General features: G+C 42.2%; 18 protein-coding genes. 9 read left to right on the top strand and 9 right to left on the bottom strand.

The window, feature by feature from the left end; translation table 11 throughout:
• The first annotated feature begins 67 nt into the window (after positions 1-67).
• Positions 68-355, top strand: coding sequence for a hypothetical protein (locus LC608_RS24280; protein ID WP_229556012.1), 288 nt, complete (start codon positions 68-70; stop codon positions 353-355).
• Between the two features lie 93 nt (positions 356-448).
• Entirely contained in the window at positions 449-808 is a 360-nt protein-coding gene (locus LC608_RS24285; RefSeq protein ID WP_229556013.1) for a cupin domain-containing protein, read from the top strand.
• 67 nt (positions 809-875) lie between these two features.
• Here the strand turns inward: LC608_RS24285 and LC608_RS24290 are convergent, their stop codons facing one another.
• The 3 genes from LC608_RS24290 to LC608_RS24300 all read right to left on the bottom strand — a co-directional run bounded on the left by LC608_RS24290 (position 876) and on the right by LC608_RS24300 (position 3,938).
• Positions 876-1,415, bottom strand: a complete 540-nt coding sequence (locus LC608_RS24290) for a hypothetical protein (RefSeq protein ID WP_229556014.1) — start codon at positions 1,413-1,415, stop codon at positions 876-878.
• Positions 1,416-1,627: 212 nt separating this feature from the next.
• Positions 1,628-2,434, bottom strand: coding sequence for an inositol monophosphatase family protein (locus LC608_RS24295; RefSeq protein ID WP_229556015.1), 807 nt, complete (start codon positions 2,432-2,434; stop codon positions 1,628-1,630).
• Between the two features lie 70 nt (positions 2,435-2,504).
• Positions 2,505-3,938 (bottom strand): BCD family MFS transporter, encoded by a 1,434-nt coding sequence (locus tag LC608_RS24300; protein ID WP_229556016.1) that lies wholly within the window; start codon positions 3,936-3,938, stop codon positions 2,505-2,507.
• A gap of 242 nt (positions 3,939-4,180) precedes the next feature.
• Between LC608_RS24300 and LC608_RS24305 the strand changes: the two genes are divergently transcribed.
• On the top strand, positions 4,181-4,405 hold the full coding sequence (locus LC608_RS24305) for a hypothetical protein (RefSeq protein WP_229556017.1): 225 nt from the start codon (positions 4,181-4,183) through the stop codon (positions 4,403-4,405).
• Between the two features lie 266 nt (positions 4,406-4,671).
• On the top strand, positions 4,672-5,619 hold the full coding sequence (locus LC608_RS24310) for an aldo/keto reductase (RefSeq protein WP_229556018.1): 948 nt from the start codon (positions 4,672-4,674) through the stop codon (positions 5,617-5,619).
• A gap of 10 nt (positions 5,620-5,629) precedes the next feature.
• Here LC608_RS24310 and LC608_RS24315 read toward each other — a convergent pair whose 3' ends face one another.
• From LC608_RS24315 to rimO, 3 genes are all read right to left on the bottom strand, one after another.
• Positions 5,630-6,208, bottom strand: a complete 579-nt coding sequence (locus LC608_RS24315; RefSeq protein WP_229556019.1) for a Uma2 family endonuclease — start codon at positions 6,206-6,208, stop codon at positions 5,630-5,632.
• 225 nt (positions 6,209-6,433) lie between these two features.
• Entirely contained in the window at positions 6,434-7,963 is a 1,530-nt protein-coding gene (locus tag LC608_RS24320) for a DEAD/DEAH box helicase (RefSeq protein WP_229556020.1), read from the bottom strand.
• 200 nt (positions 7,964-8,163) lie between these two features.
• Entirely contained in the window at positions 8,164-9,483 is a 1,320-nt protein-coding gene (gene rimO, locus LC608_RS24325) for a 30S ribosomal protein S12 methylthiotransferase RimO (RefSeq protein WP_229556021.1), read from the bottom strand.
• A 671-nt stretch (positions 9,484-10,154) separates the two neighbouring features.
• On the opposite strand from rimO, the gene btpA reads away from it, so the two are divergent.
• From btpA to LC608_RS24345, 4 genes are all read left to right on the top strand, one after another.
• Positions 10,155-11,003 carry a photosystem I biogenesis protein BtpA gene (btpA, locus tag LC608_RS24330; protein ID WP_229556022.1) on the top strand — a complete coding sequence of 283 codons (849 nt, stop codon included), beginning with the start codon at positions 10,155-10,157 and terminating at the stop codon, positions 11,001-11,003.
• A gap of 144 nt (positions 11,004-11,147) precedes the next feature.
• Positions 11,148-12,131, top strand: coding sequence for a vitamin K epoxide reductase family protein (locus LC608_RS24335; RefSeq protein ID WP_229556023.1), 984 nt, complete (start codon positions 11,148-11,150; stop codon positions 12,129-12,131).
• A 647-nt stretch (positions 12,132-12,778) separates the two neighbouring features.
• Complete coding sequence (locus tag LC608_RS24340; protein ID WP_229556073.1) at positions 12,779-14,977, top strand: CHASE2 domain-containing protein; 2,199 nt, start codon at positions 12,779-12,781, stop codon at positions 14,975-14,977.
• 782 nt (positions 14,978-15,759) lie between these two features.
• Positions 15,760-15,966, top strand: a complete 207-nt coding sequence (locus LC608_RS24345; RefSeq protein ID WP_229556024.1) for a hypothetical protein — start codon at positions 15,760-15,762, stop codon at positions 15,964-15,966.
• 196 nt (positions 15,967-16,162) lie between these two features.
• Here LC608_RS24345 and nadB read toward each other — a convergent pair whose 3' ends face one another.
• The 3 genes from nadB to LC608_RS24360 all read right to left on the bottom strand — a co-directional run bounded on the left by nadB (position 16,163) and on the right by LC608_RS24360 (position 19,768).
• Complete coding sequence (nadB, locus tag LC608_RS24350) at positions 16,163-17,839, bottom strand: L-aspartate oxidase (RefSeq protein WP_229556025.1); 1,677 nt, start codon at positions 17,837-17,839, stop codon at positions 16,163-16,165.
• 208 nt (positions 17,840-18,047) lie between these two features.
• Positions 18,048-18,476 (bottom strand): photosystem II complex extrinsic protein PsbU, encoded by a 429-nt coding sequence (gene psbU, locus LC608_RS24355; RefSeq protein ID WP_100901144.1) that lies wholly within the window; start codon positions 18,474-18,476, stop codon positions 18,048-18,050.
• A 512-nt stretch (positions 18,477-18,988) separates the two neighbouring features.
• The gene (locus tag LC608_RS24360) at positions 18,989-19,768 is read right to left on the bottom strand and encodes a DUF3120 domain-containing protein (protein WP_229556026.1); all 780 of its coding nucleotides are present in this window, start codon (positions 19,766-19,768) and stop codon (positions 18,989-18,991) included.
• 457 nt (positions 19,769-20,225) lie between these two features.
• On the opposite strand from LC608_RS24360, the gene LC608_RS24365 reads away from it, so the two are divergent.
• Positions 20,226-21,050: an undecaprenyl-diphosphate phosphatase gene (locus LC608_RS24365; protein ID WP_229556027.1), complete on the top strand. Its 825-nt coding sequence runs from the start codon at positions 20,226-20,228 to the stop codon at positions 21,048-21,050.
• Positions 21,051-21,141: the final 91 nt, after the last annotated feature.

Raw genomic sequence — 21,141 nt, forward strand, 5'->3', positions numbered from 1 at the left:
AGGAAGTTAGGAAGTAGGAGTTAGGAGTTAATATACTTCTAGCTCCTAATTTTTATCAAGAAATGCTGTGTTGGAACTGATATCTTTCCTCATTCATGGGATTCAACCTTTTTTAGCCCCCATTTGCTTTGTCGTTGCTTGGACTGTAACTATTCTGGCTGTTTTGAGTCTCTGGACGGCGGTGCGAGATAGTCTAACTACAGCCAAGCAAATGCATCAAATTCCTTGTAGTGGTTGCCAATTTTTTACCGACAATTACCGTCTTAAATGTACTGTACGCCCATCTATTGCCAATACAGAAGAAGCAATCCATTGTTTGGACTATCAACCGAAGACAAATCCTTATTTCTACTAAGCAAAGGAAGATGAGGGAGCAGGGGGAGAATAATTAATCACCCTTAACCCTTGACCCTTTACTAATTCAAACCCTCAAATCAAAAATTGATTGATGCTAGTTCAAAAACTTCAAGACTGTGGAGAATTTATCGCAGGAGATAACACCATTCTGCGAGAACTGCTACATCCAGATAAGCAATCTCTAGCATTGCGCTATAGTTTGGCTCATGCAACACTACCAGTAGGAAAAACCTCTCAACCGCACTCGCTCTCTACCTCAGAAGTCTATTATATTCTCAGTGGCACGGGAGAAATGCACATTTATAATGAAACCCAGATAGTTCAACCGGGAGATGCTGTGTATATTCCCCCTAATGCGCGGCAATTTATTTCTAACTCTGGCATGGAACCTCTGGTATTTATTTGTATTGTTGATCCAGCATGGCGTATCGAAGATGAAACAGTTTATTAAAACCCAGTTACAGCGATAGTCTCAAAGTCTAGAAAAAATCTCAGCATTTTTGAACCATTACTCACTTTCAGCCGTCAACTTTGCTTAACCAAGTAACCAGATCCTCTGAGTCAAGTGCTATCTCACTTCCTAAAGTTTTGATATAAAGAAGTCCGTCGCTAATAATTAAATCTCTAATTGGATACCATGAATCTCGTTTTCTAACCAGAAGTTCCAACGGAATCCCTAGTGTTGAAGTATACTTGCGATATTTCCACCAAGCTCGCCATAGAAGCACAGATTTAGTACAGTGCATCTCATATCCTTTGGGAAGTTCGCAGTATTGATACTGATAGAAACCTCGACTATCCACTTCTCCTTTGAGGAGATAACTAGATTCTGCTAATGCCTGATTTATCAATTCCCACTGGGATGATTTTGGAGAAATCGAGAATTCAGATAGTGTCTTAGATAGCTGGACGGTGGCAATTACACCTTCAGCTTTTGCTATCAGTTGGTTTGTGTTATAAACTGTTTGCGCTGTTAAAGCAGGATTTGACAACAAAACTTCTTTTTTATGAATAGAGTTTTGCACAAACTCTCGAATTAAATCTAGATTAGATAACATAAAATTATTCATACTAAAATTAAGTAGCGTGATGGAAACCACGACTGTACTTAAATTAGTTGCTATACTCTTATTTCACTAAAACCAGGATTATTACCAGCTTTATTTTTCTTTCTGACTAAAGACTTTGTTTACTTTAATTTCACCTATGTCGCCGCTCACTAGGCTGGTTAAGAAAATTAGTGTGTTTAGATACACAAGAAATTATTATATTAAATTTTTACGCTTTCGATAAAAGGTTGAAATACCGGAATTAATTCGGGGCGACTAACTACAAGGGTGGGAAAAGAGCGATCGCTATAATCTTCCCCCGGTGACAAAGGAAACGGTTCTGATCTAAGCGATGACCAGACCCCACCAGCAGCTTGGACAATTACCCAAGCCCCCGCTAAGTCCCAGACTTTTGGTGTCGCCTCAATACCACCGAGAGTAGCCCCAGTGGCAACCGTCAAAAAATTATAGCTAGCCACACCCAACATGCGAATTTTGCAGGGAAAGCCGTTTTTGATAGCTGCGGTGCTGCGAGAACAGAGGTTAAAAAAGTGATTGTTGCTGGGACTATCTATACTAGTGTGGATGGGGTGGTTGTTGAGAAATGCTCCTGTTGGTGTTGCTAAACCAGATGAACCTGCCCAGAAACCATGAAAAGCTTGATTCAAAGTTGGGGCGTAAATATACCCAAAGATTGGTGTGCCTCGATACAGTAAACCCAGAGATATTGTCCAGAGAGGAATACCGCGTGTGAAGTTGGTTGTGCCGTCCAGAGGATCAATTACCCAGCACCATTCAGTACCAGGAAATGACTGATCGCTCTCTTCGGTCAAAATGCCGTAACCAGAGAAATTAGAAACGATCGCATCCCGAATTTCCTGATCTGCCCATTTATCTGCTTGCGTCACCAAACTTCCATCAGCTTTTTGAGAAGCCTGTACTTTCCCAAAATCTTGCATTAGCTGTTTTCCCACCCTGGTAGTGGTAGTTTGGGCAAAATCTAGAATTGTTGTCCAAAAATCATTCATTAGTTATTAGTCATTTGTCATTGGTCATTGGTCATTTGTCGTTTGTCCCATGCCCCATGCCCTATACAGTTTAGTCTAAATCGCTTTCCAAAACCGAAGCGATCGCTTGCTTGGTACTTGTTTGAAATTCTGCGATGTTTACCCGATTCAGAAACCAAATTGATAGCACCATTCCTACGGCTTCTAGAACGAATACCAGTCCATAAGCTAACTCTAGGCTTGGTAAAAACTTGCGCCCAACATCTAAAACTGTACCTCCGATGACTACTGCCACACCTCTAGAAAGGGACTGTGCTAATCCCCATGCCCCAATAAACGTACCTGCGGCTTCTGCTGCGGTGAGATCCAACATTAAGCTAATTGCTGCTGTAGTTAAGAAACCTGCGGCTAAACCGAAAAAGAACAAACCTAGTTTGAGAACTGCGGCATTAGCTGTGAATCCTGATATACCCAGCAATATTGCACAGAATGCTACCAACATACAGCCTAGACGTGCGGTTCTGCGCTTACCCAAACGCGGGACAATATAAAAGCCCGTAACCCCGTAGGCAATCAGTAAACCCGTTCCATAAAAAATATTTAATTTGGTACTTTCCGCTAGGGGCATTTTAAACACTTGACCCGCATAAGGTTCCAAAATTGGGTCTTGCATAAACAAACTGATAGTCATCACAAGTAAAAAGGTGAAAAATATACCTGTTTGTGGGCTAGCTGTCAATATTTTCCAAGCATTGCCTAGAGTAATACTGTCTTCCCGGTTCACCAGTGTGGAACGGGTTAAGTATTGAGAGTACTTTTTTTCTACGCCGAATGTGGCTGCGATCGCTAAACCAAATACAATTGCTGGGACAATAGTAAACAACCTATTGATTGCTGGCTGCAAGCTTTCTATGGAAACGCCTAGTGTTAATGGCTGTAGTAATATGCTACTAATAATCGCCCCAACAATAATCCCCACCATCAGCATCGACCAAACCACACCGACTACTTTAGAACGGTTATCTTCTTCAGATATATCCACCAACAAAGCAGCAAAAGCAGTACCGCTAGCGCAAATTCCTAGACCATATACAGCGAAAACAATAGACAGAAGTGCTGTCCAGCCAATTGTTTGAGTTGTCCATACCCAAGTACCCGTACTATTTCCAGCAACATTCATCTGCCACATTACTTGTACAGCTAAAAATGCTGCGATCGCAAATATTGCCGCGCCCACCCAAACATAAGCTGTGCGGTGGTATCCCCATAACGGTTTGGCATCGGAAATCTGTCCGAACCAGACACGGGAAGGAGCAACAAATAAAGGCAGTGCTAGAACTACTGAAACCAGCGTCGCCGGAATTGCTATTTCTTGAATCATGACTCTGTTGAGTACGCCCAGAGTCAAAATGGACATCATGCTCAACCCCATCTGAAATAAACCCAGGCGGAACATGGTTAGCAGGTTTACCCTTGACACAGATAGGGATTTTTTGTTGGTATCAAATACTTCACCGCTTGCCATAGCTACTTTTCGTATAGTTTACAGGATTTAATCTCTCTCTCTTTAAATAAAGATAAACCCTACCCGCTCAAAATCACTGAAGGAAAAGTGGAAGTTGCGATGGCTTTGCCGGCCACAGGCATCGCACTTAATATGAAAATGTGGTTTTAACTACGCTATTCCATTGAATTAGTAAGATAAACTTGCCGTATGTATGTCATCAGACTACTTAGCTTCATCTAGTAATCAAAAAGGTATAAGCAATGAGTAAAGAACCAGCCAAAGTAATATTATGGGAAGAAAATCAAAAAGATTTTCTAAAGAAGTTCTACGATCTCCAATTTATTCCCAGAGTAGGAGAAGAAGTTTACCTAAAAAAGGAGAAATGGAAAGTAACCAGAGTTGAGCATGATGTAGAAATTAGTGAGATTAATGTCTACATGGAATTAATCAAAAAAGCCAAGCAAGATAAATCATCTAATTCTTAAATATAAGTAAATACACTCAACCATTATAAAAGGGAGGTTATTAGCCTCCCTTAATTCTGAAAATAGATATATTGTCAGGTGTAATTTGTAAATCTTTATGCAAGCTGCGATGTCTACGACGGGCTACGCCTACGCACAACAAGAATTGCGGCTAAATGGTGGCGATCGCACTCTGAGAATACTATATCAACTTCCCCACACCCAACCTTAGCTGTAACGATACACTATAAAGGTAAAGAAATGTAAATAAATTAAATTTTGCAACCGTGGAAACTATCACATTGGGGCAAAATGGCCCATCTGTTACACCCTTGTGCATAGGCACTTGGGCTTGGGGTGATAAACTATTTTGGAATTATGGTAGTGCCTACGGCCCAGAACAGTTACAAGAAGCCTTTACAGCAGCCTTAGAGGCTGGTGTTACCTTCTTTGATACTGCCGAAATCTATGGAATGGGAAAAAGCGAGAAATTTTTGGGGCAGTTTCTCCAACAAACACAACAACCTGTGCAAATAGCCACAAAATTTGGCCCTGTACCGTGGCGATTTACAGCCCAATCCATCTCTGATGCTTTAACAGAAAGTCTCAAACGCCTACAACTTGACCGAATCGCCCTTTACCAAGTGCATTGGCCTTTTGCCTTCTTGTTAAGTCAAGAAACTTTGATGAATGCCCTAGCAGATGAAGTGAAGCGGGGCAGAATTGCTACAGTCGGTGTGAGTAATTACTCAGCAGAGCAAATGCGGGACGCCCATCAAATATTAGCGGCCCGGGGAGTGCCTTTGGCTGTGAACCAAGTCCGCTATTCTTTGCTGACTCGTCAAGTTGAAAGCAAAGGTATTATCGCAACTGCCCGTGACTTGGGTGTGACTATTTTAGCTTATAGTCCTCTAGCACAGGGATTACTTACAGGCAAGTACAGTATTGATAGTACTGAAACCCCCACTGGTGCCAGGAAAGTAGATCCGCGATTTAACAAAGAAGGTTTGCAAAAAATTGCCCCAGTTATATCTTTGCTACGCAAGTTCGGTGAAAAATACGATCGCACTCCTGCCCAAGTTGCTCTCAACTGGTTAATTGCTCAGGGTAATGTTATTCCCATTGCTGGGGTGAAGACAGCCGAACAGGTACGGCAGAATGCTGGTGCTTTGGGCTGGAAATTGAGCGACGATGAAATTGGAGAGTTAGAACTAGTTAGTCGTCCTTGGCTGTAGTATTTCTGAACTACTCAAACACAGGAGGCCAAATTTCTGACACTACTAGCTCCCAACCTGGTAATAAGTCTGGTAGTGTCAGTTTCTTGTTATCCTGCAAAACTATTGGTTCTTGGTTGAGCCGATAAACTGTGAGCGTCAATTTGTCAGGATCAATCAGGATACCAACTGTACATCCGAGTTGTAGGAATAACTGAATTTTTTCTAGCAGTGGTTTGATGCGATCTGACTTAGATTTTATCTCTACCATCAAGTCAGGAACCAGTTCCACAAAGTCGCGCTTGCTTGTTTTCAGTCTATCAGCACGAACGAAAGATACATCTGGAGCGCGGAGATTTCGTTTTTCGTTATCAGCTTCTTTCCCATTTTCAGTGTTTAATGTAGGCAAAATAAAACCCGCGCTAGAACCAGTTACCCGTCCTAGCCTCTGTGGACGTACCCAATTAGCTAATTGTCGCGCAAACTCTATACCTATTTCCTCTGATTCATAATCTGATGGCCCCATAAGAAGTATATTTCCGTCTACTAGCTCCATCTGCCATTCTGGATGCTCTGCTTGTAGTTGCTCTAAATCTGGAATAGTGAACATAAGACCACTTAAGAATGCATCTTTAATTTATCTTCCTACAAACGGGTAGAAAAATTTACCCAAAAAGCCAAAAAGTCAAGAGCCAAAGTCAAAATTTTGACTCCTAACTCTCAACTCTGCCAATTTTAGATTTGGGTCGCACCTTTGGTGCGCTGGAAGCACAACTTGGATTTTGGATTCCAGAAAAAATCTAAAATCCAAAATCGATTAACTTCTAACTGTTGACTAAGAAGCTGATTCTCTAGCTGTAGGTGAACCTATTTTTTTACTAGGAGATGCAGAAGAATCCTGTCCACTTGTCCGTAGTTTGGGCTTGGGAGAAGAATGTCTTTCTTCACCATTGCTGCTATCTGATTTCCACGCAGCACGGGGGCGATCGCTGGAAGATTCACGACGCTTACCGAGTCTGGGTTTGGGAGCAGAGGATTCCTCTTGGGGAATTTCCACATCTGAACTTAACCAAGCGGGACGAGTTTGATCGTAAGCGATTTGCAGTGCAGCTGCGGCGATCGCTTGAGCATCGTATTCTTCAATTAGTTCGCTAACAATTGGCAAGAATGAAGCTAAACGCTCACCTGTCAAAGCTTCCCGCACCTGTTCTTGCAGTTTCAGGATGTGCCGCGCTTCAATCTGGGCGCGTGTAGGAATGGTCAGCAATTGCCAACTTTGGCGATTATGACGTTCAAATGTTTGCTGTTTGCGACGCTCAAATGGTTGTACTAAAGAAATTGCTGTTCCTTCTTTACCAGCACGACCAGTACGGCCAATGCGGTGGACGTAAGTTTCTACGCTATCGGGTAAGTCGAAGTTGATTACGTGGGAGAGTTGATCGACATCTAAGCCTCGTGCTGCAATATCAGTTGCTACCACCCAACGGACTTGACGGTTACGGAATCTGACTAATAGCCGTTCCCGCGCTTGTTGAGACAAGTCACCGTGGTATTCATCAACACTGTGACCAGCCCCTTGTAACTGACTGGTGAGTTCTGCGGCTGTGCGTCTGGTGCGGACAAAGATTAAGGCTGTTTCTGGATCTTCCATTTCCAGAATTGGCTGTAAAGCTTTAGCTTTTGTCCAGTGACGGGGGATCAAGTAAGCTACTTGATTGATTTTGTTGGGAGCAGCTTTTGGTTGCTCAACGGTGACAGTTGCAGGCGATCGCAAGAACTTGTTCACCAACATCCGAATCGATGGTGGCATTGTTGCCGAGAATAAAGCTGTTTGGCGATCTACGGGCGCTTGCGAGAGGATTTTGATCACATCGTCGATAAAGCCCATGCTCAACATTTCATCGGCTTCATCCAACACAAACCACTTCACTTGATCAAGCTTTAAACAGCCGCGATCGAGCAAATCTATTACCCGTCCTGGAGTGCCCACAACCATGTGAACACCACGTCTTAGTTGTAACATTTGGCGGTCAATTGATTGACCACCATAGATTGCTAACACCCGCAATCCTTCATCACCGATGAATTGCGCGATCGCATCGTGAACTTGCATTGCTAATTCACGAGTTGGTGTTAAAACTATGGCTTGCACGGCTCTTTGATTAATATCCAGCCGTTCTAAAATTGGCAGTGAAAATGCTGCCGTTTTGCCTGTTCCAGTTTGAGATTGACCTACCACATCACGACCGTCCAGCAATTGGGGAATTGCTTGCACTTGAATGTTAGTTGGTTCGGTAAAACCGATTTTTTCTAGTTGTTCGACACGTTCTTGGGAAATGCCTAATTCTTGAAATGAAAGAGTCATTAATTCGTCCTAAATTTTATGTAAGGATTTTGGATTAGTCATTAGTCATTAGTTATTAGTCATTAGTCATTATTAATTGGCTACTGGTGAGCCAGCAAAGTCTTAGGGGCAACCCCTATGAGCAACTGCCGTTAGTGCAGCATCGATCTCAGGAGAAGGGCGAACCCGTAAGGGTTATTTAACAAACGACAAACGACAATTTAGTTATTGACTACTTGACCATAGAGGTCGTATGTATCAGCGTGGTGAATCGCTATTGGCACGATGGTTCCTAACTTTGCCTGGCCTTTGACATACACCAGACCATCAACCTCTGGGGAAAATCTACCTGAACGACCGATTAATTCACCACTTTCAGGATTTTCTTGCTCAATCAGGACATCGACGATTTTGCCTACTTCCTGTTGATTTTTCTTTTGAGAAATCGGTTGCTGGAGTTCCATCAGTTGGTATCGGCGATCATCCATCACTTCTTGAGCCAACTGATTTGGCAACTTGTAAGCGGGGGTTCCTTCCTCAGAGGAAAAGGTGAAGACACCAACATGATCGAATTCATGCCGCTCAACGAACTCTAGTAGATGCTCAAAATGCTCGCCTGTTTCTCCTGGGAAACCAACAATAAATGTTGTCCGCAGTACGGCTGTTGGTAGCGCCGTTTTGATGCGATCTATAATCCCATCATTTACCTGTCCTTGCCAAGGACGGTTCATGGCGCGGAGAATATCTGGATGAGAATGTTGCAAGGGCAAATCCAGATAAGGCAAGACGTTGGGTGTTTCTTGGATCGCCGCTATCACATCTGGGGTCAGTCCCGTGGGATAAGCGTAGTGCATTCTAATCCACGGTATATCTACTTTCCCCAAAGCGCGAAGTAATTCGGCTAATTTTGGCTTACCGTAAATATCTAGACCGTAATTAGTGGTGATTTGGGAAATTAAAATAATTTCCTTTACCCCTTGACTAACTAACTGCTCGGCTTCGGCGACTATAGATTCAATAGTACGCGATCGCTGGTTCCCTCGAAGATGAGGAATGATACAAAATGCACAACGATAATCACATCCTTCCGCAATCCGTAGATAAGCTACGCCCTCGGTTGTAGTGCGATAGCGCGGTGTAGTTTCGTCGGCGATGTAGGTCGGTTCGATACTAACCTGTTTAACCCGTTCGCCTTGTTCTACACGCTCAATTACATTTACAATTTTGTGATAATCACCTGTACCAACCACCGCTACTGCTTCCGGCAACTCTTCCAAAAGTTGTTCTTGGAAATGTTGCGCCATACAGCCAGTGATTACGATTTTTTTGTTTGCCTCTGCCAGTTCCACCAAAGTTCTGACAGATTCTTGCCGGGCTGCTTCAATAAAACTACAAGTATTAACAATAACGTAATCGGCTAACTCTTCATTTGTATCTACACCGTAGCCTGCTTCTACGAGCATTCCCAGCATGTGTTCTGTATCAATTCGGTTTTTCTCGCAGCCCAGGTGAGAAATAGCAATTGTTGGCTTGTCACCCATATTTTGAAAAAATCTTCATTTTTTTTCTTCCTGTAATCAAACATTCTGGCGCAAAGTTAAGCTTTTTTGCTATCAGCATCCTCGTGAAAACAGCGCAGTGGCAAATATCCACTGTCAATAACTGTTCGTGTCATAACCCTATTAATAAATAAAAATAGAGGTCATGTTATGATATTCCTATCAATCTGTTCCCCAGGGTAAATTGAAGTGTCTTTGGGTACATTTGACACTTGTAATCTTTTTTAACAATTCGCCTATTGGTATTTTACATTACCATAGCGTGTGCGTTGTTAATCTACCCATCGGGAAGCCGCCCAAAGGGCTTGTTGTGAGAAGTCGCTACCCTCCGGAAAATCGACGAAAGCGACTACGCTTATAAAGCAGTAATGCTAGCCTGGCGATTGGCAAGTCCTACGACTGGGCGAGGACAAGACGCCTAAACCACGGAAAGCTGCCTTGCGTCTAGTGAGTGGCAAACTCCTCTTGTAGCCAAGTTTTATCTTAACATATCTTATGGGAGGTTGGAGGCCAATTTCCATCTTAGGAAGGAGGCAATAAACCGACTATCATAAAACACATTTGACTAGTTAATGAAAACTCAAGAGTCAAGGGTCATACAGTCAATAGTCAAAAAATTCTAGACTCTGGACTCCGCGAGGCGGATTAAAGACGTGGACTTATATCAATTATTTAAAACTCGCTCACCGATTATTGGCGTGGTACACCTGCTACCACTGCCAACCTCACCTCGTTGGGGAGGTAGCCTAAAAGCGGTGATTGACCGTGCCGAACAAGAAGCTGCTGCCCTGGCAAGTGGAGGGGTTAACGGGCTGATTGTGGAGAATTTTTTCGACGCCCCGTTTACCAAAAACCAGGTTGATCCGGTGGTTGTGAGTGCCATGACCATTGTGGTGCAACGGATACAAAATTTGGTGACTTTGCCTGTAGGCTTAAATGTTCTGCGAAACGACGCTAAAAGTGCAATGGCGATCGCGAGCTGTGTACAGGCGCAATTCATCCGCGTCAACGTTCTCACAGGAGTGATGGCAACCGATCAAGGATTAATTGAGGGAGAAGCCCATCAACTACTCCGCTATCGACGGGAGTTAGGCTGTGATGTTAAAATCCTGGCCGATGTCTTGGTGAAACACGCCCGTCCTTTGAGTTCTCCAAATCTCACAGTCGCCGTGAAAGACACCATTGAAAGGGGTTTAGCTGACGGAGTAATTTTATCTGGTTGGGCTACTGGTAGCCCACCTAACTTAGAAGATTTGGAACTAGCTTGTGGTGCAGCAGCTGGCACGCCAGTTTTCATCGGTAGTGGAGCGAATTGGGAAAATATTGATACCTTGATGCAGGCAGCAGATGGTGTCATAGTTTCCAGTTCCCTAAAACGCCACGGACGTATAGAGCAACCAATTGACCCAATTCGCGTCAGTCAATTTGTCGAAGCTGCGCGTCGCAATTGGAACTCCAAAAGTGAAAAGAAATCAGCAGAACAAGTGAAGTTACATTCTTAGAAAGTAGGGAGTGGGGAAAGAGAGTTAGGAGTTAGGAGTTAGGAGTTATGAGTTTTAAATTAATTGTTCCTAATTCCTGATTCTTAACTCCTCACTGCTCACTCTTAACTCCTAACTTTTAACATTCCCCATTCCCCAATATTTATGATTCGCCGTCGTTCTACTCCTTGGATTCATAAATGGTCACGTCCATTGATTGCCGCGATCGCTGGATGTGGTGCCCTGATAACTGGTTATCTGACCATCGAAAAGTTAACAGGAGGCAGTGCAGCTTGTGTGGCACAGGCTGGTGTCAAGGGCTGTAATGATGTACTTTCCAGCCCTTGGGCAACGGTTTTTGGCCAGCCATTAGCTTTGTTCGGGTTTTTGGCATACATCAGTATGGCGATATTTGCTTTGGCTCCCTTGGTATTTAATTCAGGGGAAAAGAATAGCCGCAAACAATTGGAAAATTGGACGTGGTTGCTGCTGCTAGCGGGTGCGATCGCAATGTCTGTTTTTAGCGGCTATTTAATGTACGTGCTAGCATCTCAAATCAAAGCTATTTGTCTTTACTGTATCGGTTCAGCTTTGTTCTCTGTGAGTCTTTTGGTGCTGACGATTATCGGTCGGACTTGGGAGGATATTGGACAAATCTTCTTTACCGCCCTGATTGTAGGGATGGTAACGCTAATTGCCACTTTAGGCATTTATGCTGGCGTGAATCAATCAGATGTTACACCTGTAACTCCAGGACAACCCGCAAAAATTACCTTTACTCCCAAGACAAACGCTAACGCAGCATTCGGTTGGGAAGTTACCACTACTTCTGGTGAGGCAGAAATAGCTTTATCACGCCATTTGGCAAAGGTAGGCGCGAAGGAATACAGTGCTTACTGGTGTCCTCACTGCCATGAACAAAAGCTGCTTTTTGGTAAAGAAGCCGAGGAAGTAATCAACAAGGATGTTAAGGTAGAATGCGCCCCTGATGGACTTAAGGCTCAACCAGAATTGTGTAAAGCCGCAAAAATTGAAGGCTTTCCCACTTGGATCATCAATGGCAAAAGCTATAGTGGAGTCCAAAACTTAGAGGAACTAGCGAAAGTTTCTGGTTACACCGGCCCTCGTAACTTTAAGTATTTCAAGTAATTGACCTAGTGCTAGTGTGTAGTTCACACCCAGTCAACTGGATGAATACAGCAAAGTCTGTTTCCAGTTGGCTTTTTTCTTTTTGGTAATAGATAATAGGTGTTGTCCAATATCTATTGTTGTCAACAAAAGCCTAGAAACAGCTTAGGGACAATAAAAAAATATCCAATTATTTATTGTGGAGTGGGCGTCTTGCCCGCCCAGTAACCAAAGGCGGGCAAGACTTCGGTGTGAGCGCTCAGTCAAACGCTGCCCACCGCACAACTGAACTCACTTTCAACAATATTTATAGTTAATTTGTGCTGGTACCTACATAAGTCCCAGTTGCTGTTTGGCCAAATAATTGGTCTTAATATATGTTAATACATCATAAGTGCCACGATATCTTGAACAATCTTACTAAATTGAAAAACTCTTAGAAACTCTATTTAGGGACTTCCAGAAATTAAATTATTCAATTTTGGAGCGAAGATGATCATTACATTCTTCCTCCCCTGCTTCCCCTGCGCCCCCTGCTTCCCCTGCTCGCCAAAGCGATGGGATATTTTTTTAGTTGGAAGTCCCTTAGCTCCTCTTTGAACTATGTTAATCCAATAGTTAATAGCTATAGCAAATAGAGAATATTTCTCCCCAGTAGTGTAATGGGAATCAATCAGCAGCTAGGCAAGCATTTTGTGAAGTTAATCTTTAAACTTAAACAATCGCTTGGTCGGGGACACAGAGAATTGATTACTGCCGCCAGCGTTGCAGCCTGCGTCCTGCTTTTGCACTCCATCGGATTATTACAATCTTTGGAGCTGGCAGGTTTGGATCAATTTTTTCGCTTACGTCCAAATGAACCGCCAGAACAGCGTATTACCATCGTAGCGATTGATGAAACCTATTTAAAGGAAGTAGGTTCGTGGCCGATTCCAGATGCGAATATTGCCCAGTTGTTAGAAAAATTGAACGTCTACAAGCCCCGTGCTATTGGCTTAGATATCTACCGAGATTTGCCAGTAAGACCTGGTAATCAAGAACTTCGTAATGCTTATAAGTTAATACCGAACTTGATTGGTATTCAGTTACTGGCAAATGACAAAAACGTTAATGTTTCACCTCCACTGGGGCTAAATAAGGATCAAGTGGGCTTTAACAATGTGCTATATGATGTCGATGGTAAAGTCCGTCGCAGTTTGTTGTATTGGCACGTTAATAATCAGGTACACGAAAGTTTTGCTCTGAAGTTGGCTTTATTGTATTTAAAGTCAGAAAATATTACTCCTACTAAAGCAAAAAACAACCCTGAGTATTTGCAATTGGGTAAGGCAGTATTTACTCGTTTTCAGGGTAATGATGGTGCCTATGTGGGATCTGATGCTAGAGGCTACCAAATTTTGACTAATTTTCCCAAACCTAAATGTCAAAGTTCATCTGGAGAATTTTGTAATTTTCGCCAGGTATCGATAAGAGATGTACTGGCAGATAAAGTCCAAGAAAACTTCATCAAAGATCGGATTATACTTATTGGCTCCACTGCACCCAGCCTCCAGGATTTTGTATTTATTCCCTACTCGAGCAGTCTAATGGGTACGGCAAAGCCTGTACCTGGTATTCAACTGCAAGCTTATTTTATTAGTGAGTTAATCTCAGCTGCTCTGCAAGGACGACCCTTACTCAAGGTCTGGCCTGACTTATTGGAAGACTTGTGGATTTTTATTTGGTCTTATCTGGGAACTGTGACGACATGGCGCATACGACACGCAACTAAGAGCTTTTTTAGCATCCTAGTTTCTTGCTTGGTATTGACCCTGAGTGCGTACCTTGCTTTCTTGTACGGTTGGTGGATACCGCTAATTCCCTCACTGTTAAGCTTTGGCAGTTCAGCTATTTGGATGACTAGTCATATTGCTCATATCCAGGAAGAGGGGAAACGTTCTAAAGAATTTTTGCATCACGTAATCAACACGATTCCCGATCCAATTTTTGTGAAAAATGAACAACATCAGTGGATTGTTTTAAATGAAGCGTATTGTCGATTTATCGGTTATCCGAATAAGTTCTTAATCGAAAAGTCAGACTATGACTTTTTCCCTAAACATGAAGCCGATGTGTTTCGACAACAGGATGATCTTGTGTTCAGGACTCAAAAACCCCAGGAACATGAAGAACAATTTACCAATGCAGATGGTCAGACTCATCAAATTGCCACTAAGCGATCGCTCCATAAAGACTCAGCTGGCAATTTCTTTTTAGTTGGGGTCATCCGAGATATTACTCAGCGCAAGCTCATGGAAGAACAGCTAAAACTTACTGCTGCTGAACTATCTCGCTCTAACAAGGAACTAAAACTCAAAGCAGACCACTTGCGTCAGCTAGCTTATCACGACCCGCTCACAGGTCTATCTAATCGCAAATTTTTTGCCGAACAACTTTGCGAATCGTTATATTGGGCGCAACACAACAATTTGGTGTTAGGGCTGCTGTTTATTGATTTAGATGGCTTTAAGCAAATCAATGATACTCTGGGGCACGAGGCGGGCGATCGCTTGCTAATGACTATCGCGGGCCGACTCAGCAACTCTTTACGTGCTACTGATACAGTTTCTCGTTTGGGTGGCGATGAATTTACTGTGATTTTACGCGCAATTCCTAATGTTCAAATAGCTGCTAAAATCGCCGCAAAAATTTTAACTAGTATTAGCAAGCCAGTTGTCTTAGACGGCTATGCAATCCGAGTCTCTGCCAGTATTGGTATTAGTGTTTATCCATACAACAGTCAAGATAGTGAAACTTTAATGAAACAAGCAGATGCAGCAATGTATCGTGCCAAGCACCAAGGTAAAAATCGCTACGAATTTGCTTAATTAGTCAATAGTCAAGTCTCCAGCTTTTTTTCCTTTTAGTCACAATTTTTACCTTGAAATTAGGAATGGCAAGTGGAGATACGTCTAAAGGACTATCTTGAAAAAGTATGGTGTACATTCTGCGAAGTGGTTTTTTCGGCAAGATAAAGGCTCGGTAAGGTTTTTTACCTGAAGACTCAACCTAAGAATATAGGTGAGAAAGGGATTAATTATCATAGGTAATTAGCCAATTAATTAATTTCGTAAATATTTCTACTGATATAAAATATACTGTACTTACTCGGTTTATTACGATATTTTATAGTTCATAGTTTTGAAAATCCTTATATTACAGTAATTGCGTTACACTAGCTTTATATATCTTTACTATGATTAAGTTTTAAATATACACTTTACTAAGTAATACTGAAGATATTTTGGAAGTTTCAGCTAATAAACACAGTGTTTATACGTGTAAATATTAAAATATTATCAATATATCCTGTTTTAGACAAAAAGCTTACACCATATTATCGACATATCTAACTTTTGACTGATGTGAAAATGACACATTAAGAATATTACTTAAGTAGATAAACTATTTTATAACAGCAGATAAAGCTTAATTTACAAGCGTTGCTCATAATTACTTGTATACCGCTAAGAATAATTGAATTAATTTAATAAAGTTATTTTTTCACAAAAACCAGTAGATATACGGTAGAAAATAAAAAACACTTTTCAAGTAAAAAATAGTAAATTTACTGACAGCTATGAAGACTAACTCCCGAATCAAAAAGTTTATGATATTGTGTATAGGTGCTTACATCCTAATACCGAAAATTGCAGCCTTTACAGGTATGTTCAGTACTGCAAGCGCTAATGCTTTTGGCGCTAGTAGCAGTAACACCTTAATTGCCCGCAAAGTCAATTCTGAAAATTTAAAAGACACATATATCCCACCGAATTATGGTGGTCCCGACAGTCAGCATGGTAGCGGCACCCGCTAATAGGAATTTTGGATTTTAGATTGACCCCATGCGTGAAGGCATTGTCATTAAGTTATAGGCTAAGAGCTACTGTCCACTCAAGTGGACTGCAATTTATTCTTTCACCAGCTACCTAAGAGCCTCACCTGTCCAAGCGCTACGACTACAGGAAAAGGGATTAGAAGGCTTTACTAGAAGCTTGTTCGGGAAACTTTAATTAAGATAATAGTGGAGATTTCCACCAATGATCTGTTTGTACAAGTGCGTGAACTTGCCAATTCGGGTCTGGTCGAGGATAATCTAAACGGTAGTGTCCACCTCGGCTTTCGGTTCTAAAAGCAGCACTTTTAAGAATTAAATCAGCTACATCTAATAAATTGCGGGTTTCTGCCCAAAGTCTCAATTGCCGTTCAACATCTGGGATGTCAAAACTAGCTGGTTCTGCGGGACGTAAAGCAAGCAAGAATTGACTTAAAGGCAGGATAGCGAAATCTTGCTGCCAAGATTCAATTGTAGCGATCGCAATTTCTAACTTTGATTGCTCCCGACAAATACCAGCACTTTCCCACACTAAACGTGGTAACTTCTCCCTGAGTGCTTCTAGCTGTGCTTGCTGCATGTGCCACTCACTAGCATCAGCACTAAATTTCTGTAATGGTAGTACTGGTATTTCTGACGGCAGCCCAATATTTTCTAACTCAATTTTGCCCATCTGCGCCCCAAACACAATACATTCCAGCAGGGAATTACTGGCAAGGCGGTTTGCCCCATGCACACCGGTACTAGCGGTTTCACCCACCGCGTACAAACCGGGAATATTTGTACGATTCATCAAATCCGCGACAATGCCACCCATCCAGTAATGGGCAGCAGGGGCCACAGGAATTGGCTCATGGAAGACATCAACTCCCCAATGCTGACAAACTTTGATGATGTTGGGAAAGCGGTGACGAATCTTGTCGGCAGGGATGGGGCGCATATCTAACCACACATGGGCAGTAGCTAAATCAACGGCAGTACGTTGTAAATGGCTGAAAATTGCTCTACTGACTACATCTCTGGGTGCGAGTTCACCCTCAGGGTGGTAGTCAAAGGCAAAACGCCGCCCTTCGTTATCGACAAGGTGTGCGCCCTCGCCGCGTACAGCTTCGCTAATGAGAAAGTGATCGGCACCAGGTTTAGTTAGAGCCGTGGGATGAAATTGTACAAATTCCAAATCTCGGAGGATAGCCCCAGCCCGATATGCGATCGCTACTCCATCACCCGTACTTACAGCCGGGTTAGTAGTTTGGGCAAATACCTGACCGCCACCACCTGTTGCCAATACTACAGCACCAGCTTTTACCCATGTGATTTTTCCTTGATAAAACAGGCTGATTCCTTGACAGCGACCAGTTTCGGGTTCAATCCACAAACTCAAAGCTAAAGCTTGCTGAATGACTTGAATATTTTGGCGACGTAATACTTGCGCCGCGAGGGTGGTGGTAACTTCCCTCCCTGTGGTGTCTGCGGCATGAAGAACGCGGTTGCGAGAATGGGCAGCTTCTAAAGTTAAAGCTAAGGCTTGACCATGACGGTCAAAAGCAACTCCCAAGTTAACTAGAGATTGAATGCAGTTAGGCGCAAGTTGGGCGAGAAATTCTACAGCAGTGCGATCGCATAAACCTGCACCAGCCCGGATCGTATCTTCAATGTGTAGCGTGGGAGAATCTTCCGGGGCAACTGCTGCGGCAATACCGCCTTGCGCCCAATCACTGGCGGATAAAGCAACAGTTTCTTTGGTAATCAAGCCGACTCGCAAGGAATTTGGTAGACACAGCGCTGTGTATAGTCCAGCAGCACCAGCGCCCACTACTAAGACATCAAATTGGCTAGGAATATCTATCTGAGACAAGGTAATGGGGGGAGTTAGAAGTGAGGAGTTAGAAGTGAGGAGTTAGAAATGAGAAGTTAGAAGTGAGAAGTGAGGAGTTAGAAGTCATAACTCATAACTCTTAACTCCTAACTCCTAACTCTTAACTCCTAACTCTTAACTCATATCATGTCCCACTCTCTAGAATTAGGAGTGGGCTGCTATTTGCTACATTAGCTGCAACGTGCAGTTATCTGTAGATGCCGTTGTTAAAGCGATCGTCTCCCTCGTTAAAGGCAGGTTCTAGTTCTGTCACGGTGAACTTATCCAAGTTGGCTTGCAGGGTTTGTTTCTGGCGATCGCTCAATCCTGGAAGATCCAATACATCCTCTACATTTTTGTAGGGAGCATTTGTGATGATTTTCTTAGCCAAGGTGGGATAAAGCCCTGGATACTGTTGAAAAGCTCGGACGTTGGTATTATTCAAATCAATTTTTTTACCAAATTCCGTTCCTAGCTTCGCATCTGCCCGATTCTGCCGCTCAATTGCCAGAATTGGGACTTGAGGAAATGCAAAACTGTTGAAACTAGCAGCTTGGGCTATCTGAGTTGTTCCCAGCCATCCCCAACAACTAAGTAACAAGCTAAACACTGTTAATAAACGCGCCAATCCTTTCACGATTTTCTACCTCTTTCCATCAAACAGAAATAAAAGTTTTAAGCTAACAGAAGTCATGAGTCATTAGTCATGAGTCATCAGTCATAGCGCCAAGGACAAAGGACAAAGGACAAAGGACAAAACCTGATAGCTTAATCAACACAGCAGCCATCAGAAACTAATATACAGCGTATTAATATCCACAATATTTGCCGTTACTGGGTTTGACTGTACTTTTGCAAAAAAATTTTACCGTGGTAACACTACCTGCATAGCTGCAATACGGTTCCATCCATGATCCTGAGCATTCCCAACTAGACGAAATCTTTTCAGGGTGGCTGATTCTAGCTCCCAACCATAGATGAAATAGTTCGATACCTCATACCGAAAGCCCTAGCAGGATGAGTTGATAGTGATGAACTGTTATGTAATATTTCTTAACCTATTAATCATCTACAGCATCATTTTTGATGTGCTGTAGACTGGGCTGGAAAAAGTTTCGGTTTTGATATTACACAATTTTTTAATATTTTTTAGGCTGCGATCGCAGCTAACAAAAATAGGCTGTCTACCAAAATCGTGCTTAAAACTGCACCACTAAAGGCATACCAGTGTCTTTGCTTTAGACCTAAAGGTAAAATTCCGACTGTCAACAGGACTAAGGCGAGAAATATGGCCCAATTTTGTCCCCAAGGCGCTTGTACTTGCATCAGGGCATTTTGTAATATTTGCGGTGCTAAATCTGCATCTACTCTCATAATTTGCCGCCAATAGGGCATCAAGTCTGCTATATAGAAATATACGTCGGTTAAGACTGTACCTAGTAAAGAACCTAAATAAAACCAGTTACCCACCTTGCCCCAATTCTTCGCCAAACACCAGCAAGCAAAGGGTAATCCTATAAACTCTATTGGCAGATGCCATGCAGGTTCCCAACGTAACCAGCCCCAGTAAATCGCTCCTGCTAACCAACTCCAGCTAAACCCTAAGAGTAAATCTCCCCATACATAAGTTGCAGGACGTGACATTAAAGTAAAACTTAGCCACACCCAAAATGCTGTCAGCGCTAAACTTAGACTTGGTAGCGATCGCACTATTGGCGCTTCTACAAATACTGGTACTGTTACCAAAAACACCGCCGCCGCAAACACTAACCAAGTTTGTCGACCAGAAATAGATAAAGGAAGAGAGGGAGAAAGGGAGAGTGTAGATTCCAATTCCCTGATACCCTTGTGCCCAGTAACAGTTAGATCTAACTCTGTATCAATAGAAGGGGTAGAAGCAGTGTAGGAGGACAGTGTATTATTAATCAACGTTTTTAATATTTGTTACTAAACTTTATTTTATTTAAGATATCACATTTTTAAATCCCCCCCTGGGGGATTGCCTGTGGCATTGTAATTATACTGAAATTCCGGGGAGCGCAGCCGCAAACCAGACAAAACATTCTGTACCAGACTAATTCACTCAAGTTGCCTTATTTACAGAACTCCTCTGTAGTTCGCATTTACAAAGAACTACAGAGAGATGGAAGGTAAATGTAACGGGTAAAAAGTCAATGACATCAGTCCGCTAAATATTAAAGTTTGATGAATTGCCAAAATTTCGTTGACTTATTGAAGTGGGTGTAAGAACATGGCCAGCGTCTTGGATGGTGTTATTGATTTGGTAAAGCGGAATTTTCTATAATATTGGGTGCAGCGAAAAGTATATAAATTAACATCATCAGCTAAGTAATAATTGTTTACAATAGGAAAAAGGTATTAATTGATGGAGTTTATTCAAGCTTTTATTTTGGGTATTGTTCAAGGTATTACAGAGTTTTTACCAATCAGCAGCACTGCACATCTTCTGATTGTTACCAAAGTATTTGGTTGGAAAGAACTAGGTTCTAAAGATTTTGTCGATGCAATTCAATTTGGCAGCGTTATAGCAATTGTGGGCTATTTTTGGTCGCTGATTTCTAATATTGTCAAAGGTGGAATTGAAGCAGTAAAAGACAAAGACTGGCAACGTGAAGAGTGGAAAATTCTTGTCGGTATTGTAGTAGGAACAATGCCTGCCTTAATTTTCGGCTTTCTTTTGAAAGACGTTCTACCGGAGAGCGCATTAATTATTGCCATCATGTCAATCATTATGGCACTTTTATTAGCTTTGGCAGAAAAAATTGGCACTCGCAAGCGAGATTTTAATTCATTGCAGATTCGAGATGGTATTTTAGTTGGATTAGGACAAACACTTGCTTTAATTCCGGGTGTTTCTCGTTCTGGCTCAACGTTGACAACTGCCTTATTTTTAGGATTAGAACGTGATACAGCAGCGAAGTTCTCCTTTTTGTTAGGGTTTCCAACTCTTACCATTGCAACGCTGTATAAAAGTCTGAAAATCTTCAAGTTATTTGAAGCCCAACAGTTGCCAGATAACATTGTTGGACTATTAATTGTAGGGATTATTTCAACCTTGATTTTTTCCTACCTATCAATTGCATTCTTAATCAAGTATTTAGCAACCAAAAACACTTTAGTTTTCGTTTGGTATAGATTAGCATTCGGCAGCGCTATTTTAGCCGCGATCGCAGCAGGTTGGAAAGGATAATTCATAATAGTCGTTAGTCACTGGTCATTAGTCATTAGTTCAAAGCAAATGACTAATGTCCCATGTCCAATACCCAATGCTCAATGCCCTC

The organism is Nostoc sp. XA010, assembly GCF_020829625.1.
GTDB lineage: Bacteria > Cyanobacteriota > Cyanobacteriia > Cyanobacteriales > Nostocaceae > Nostoc.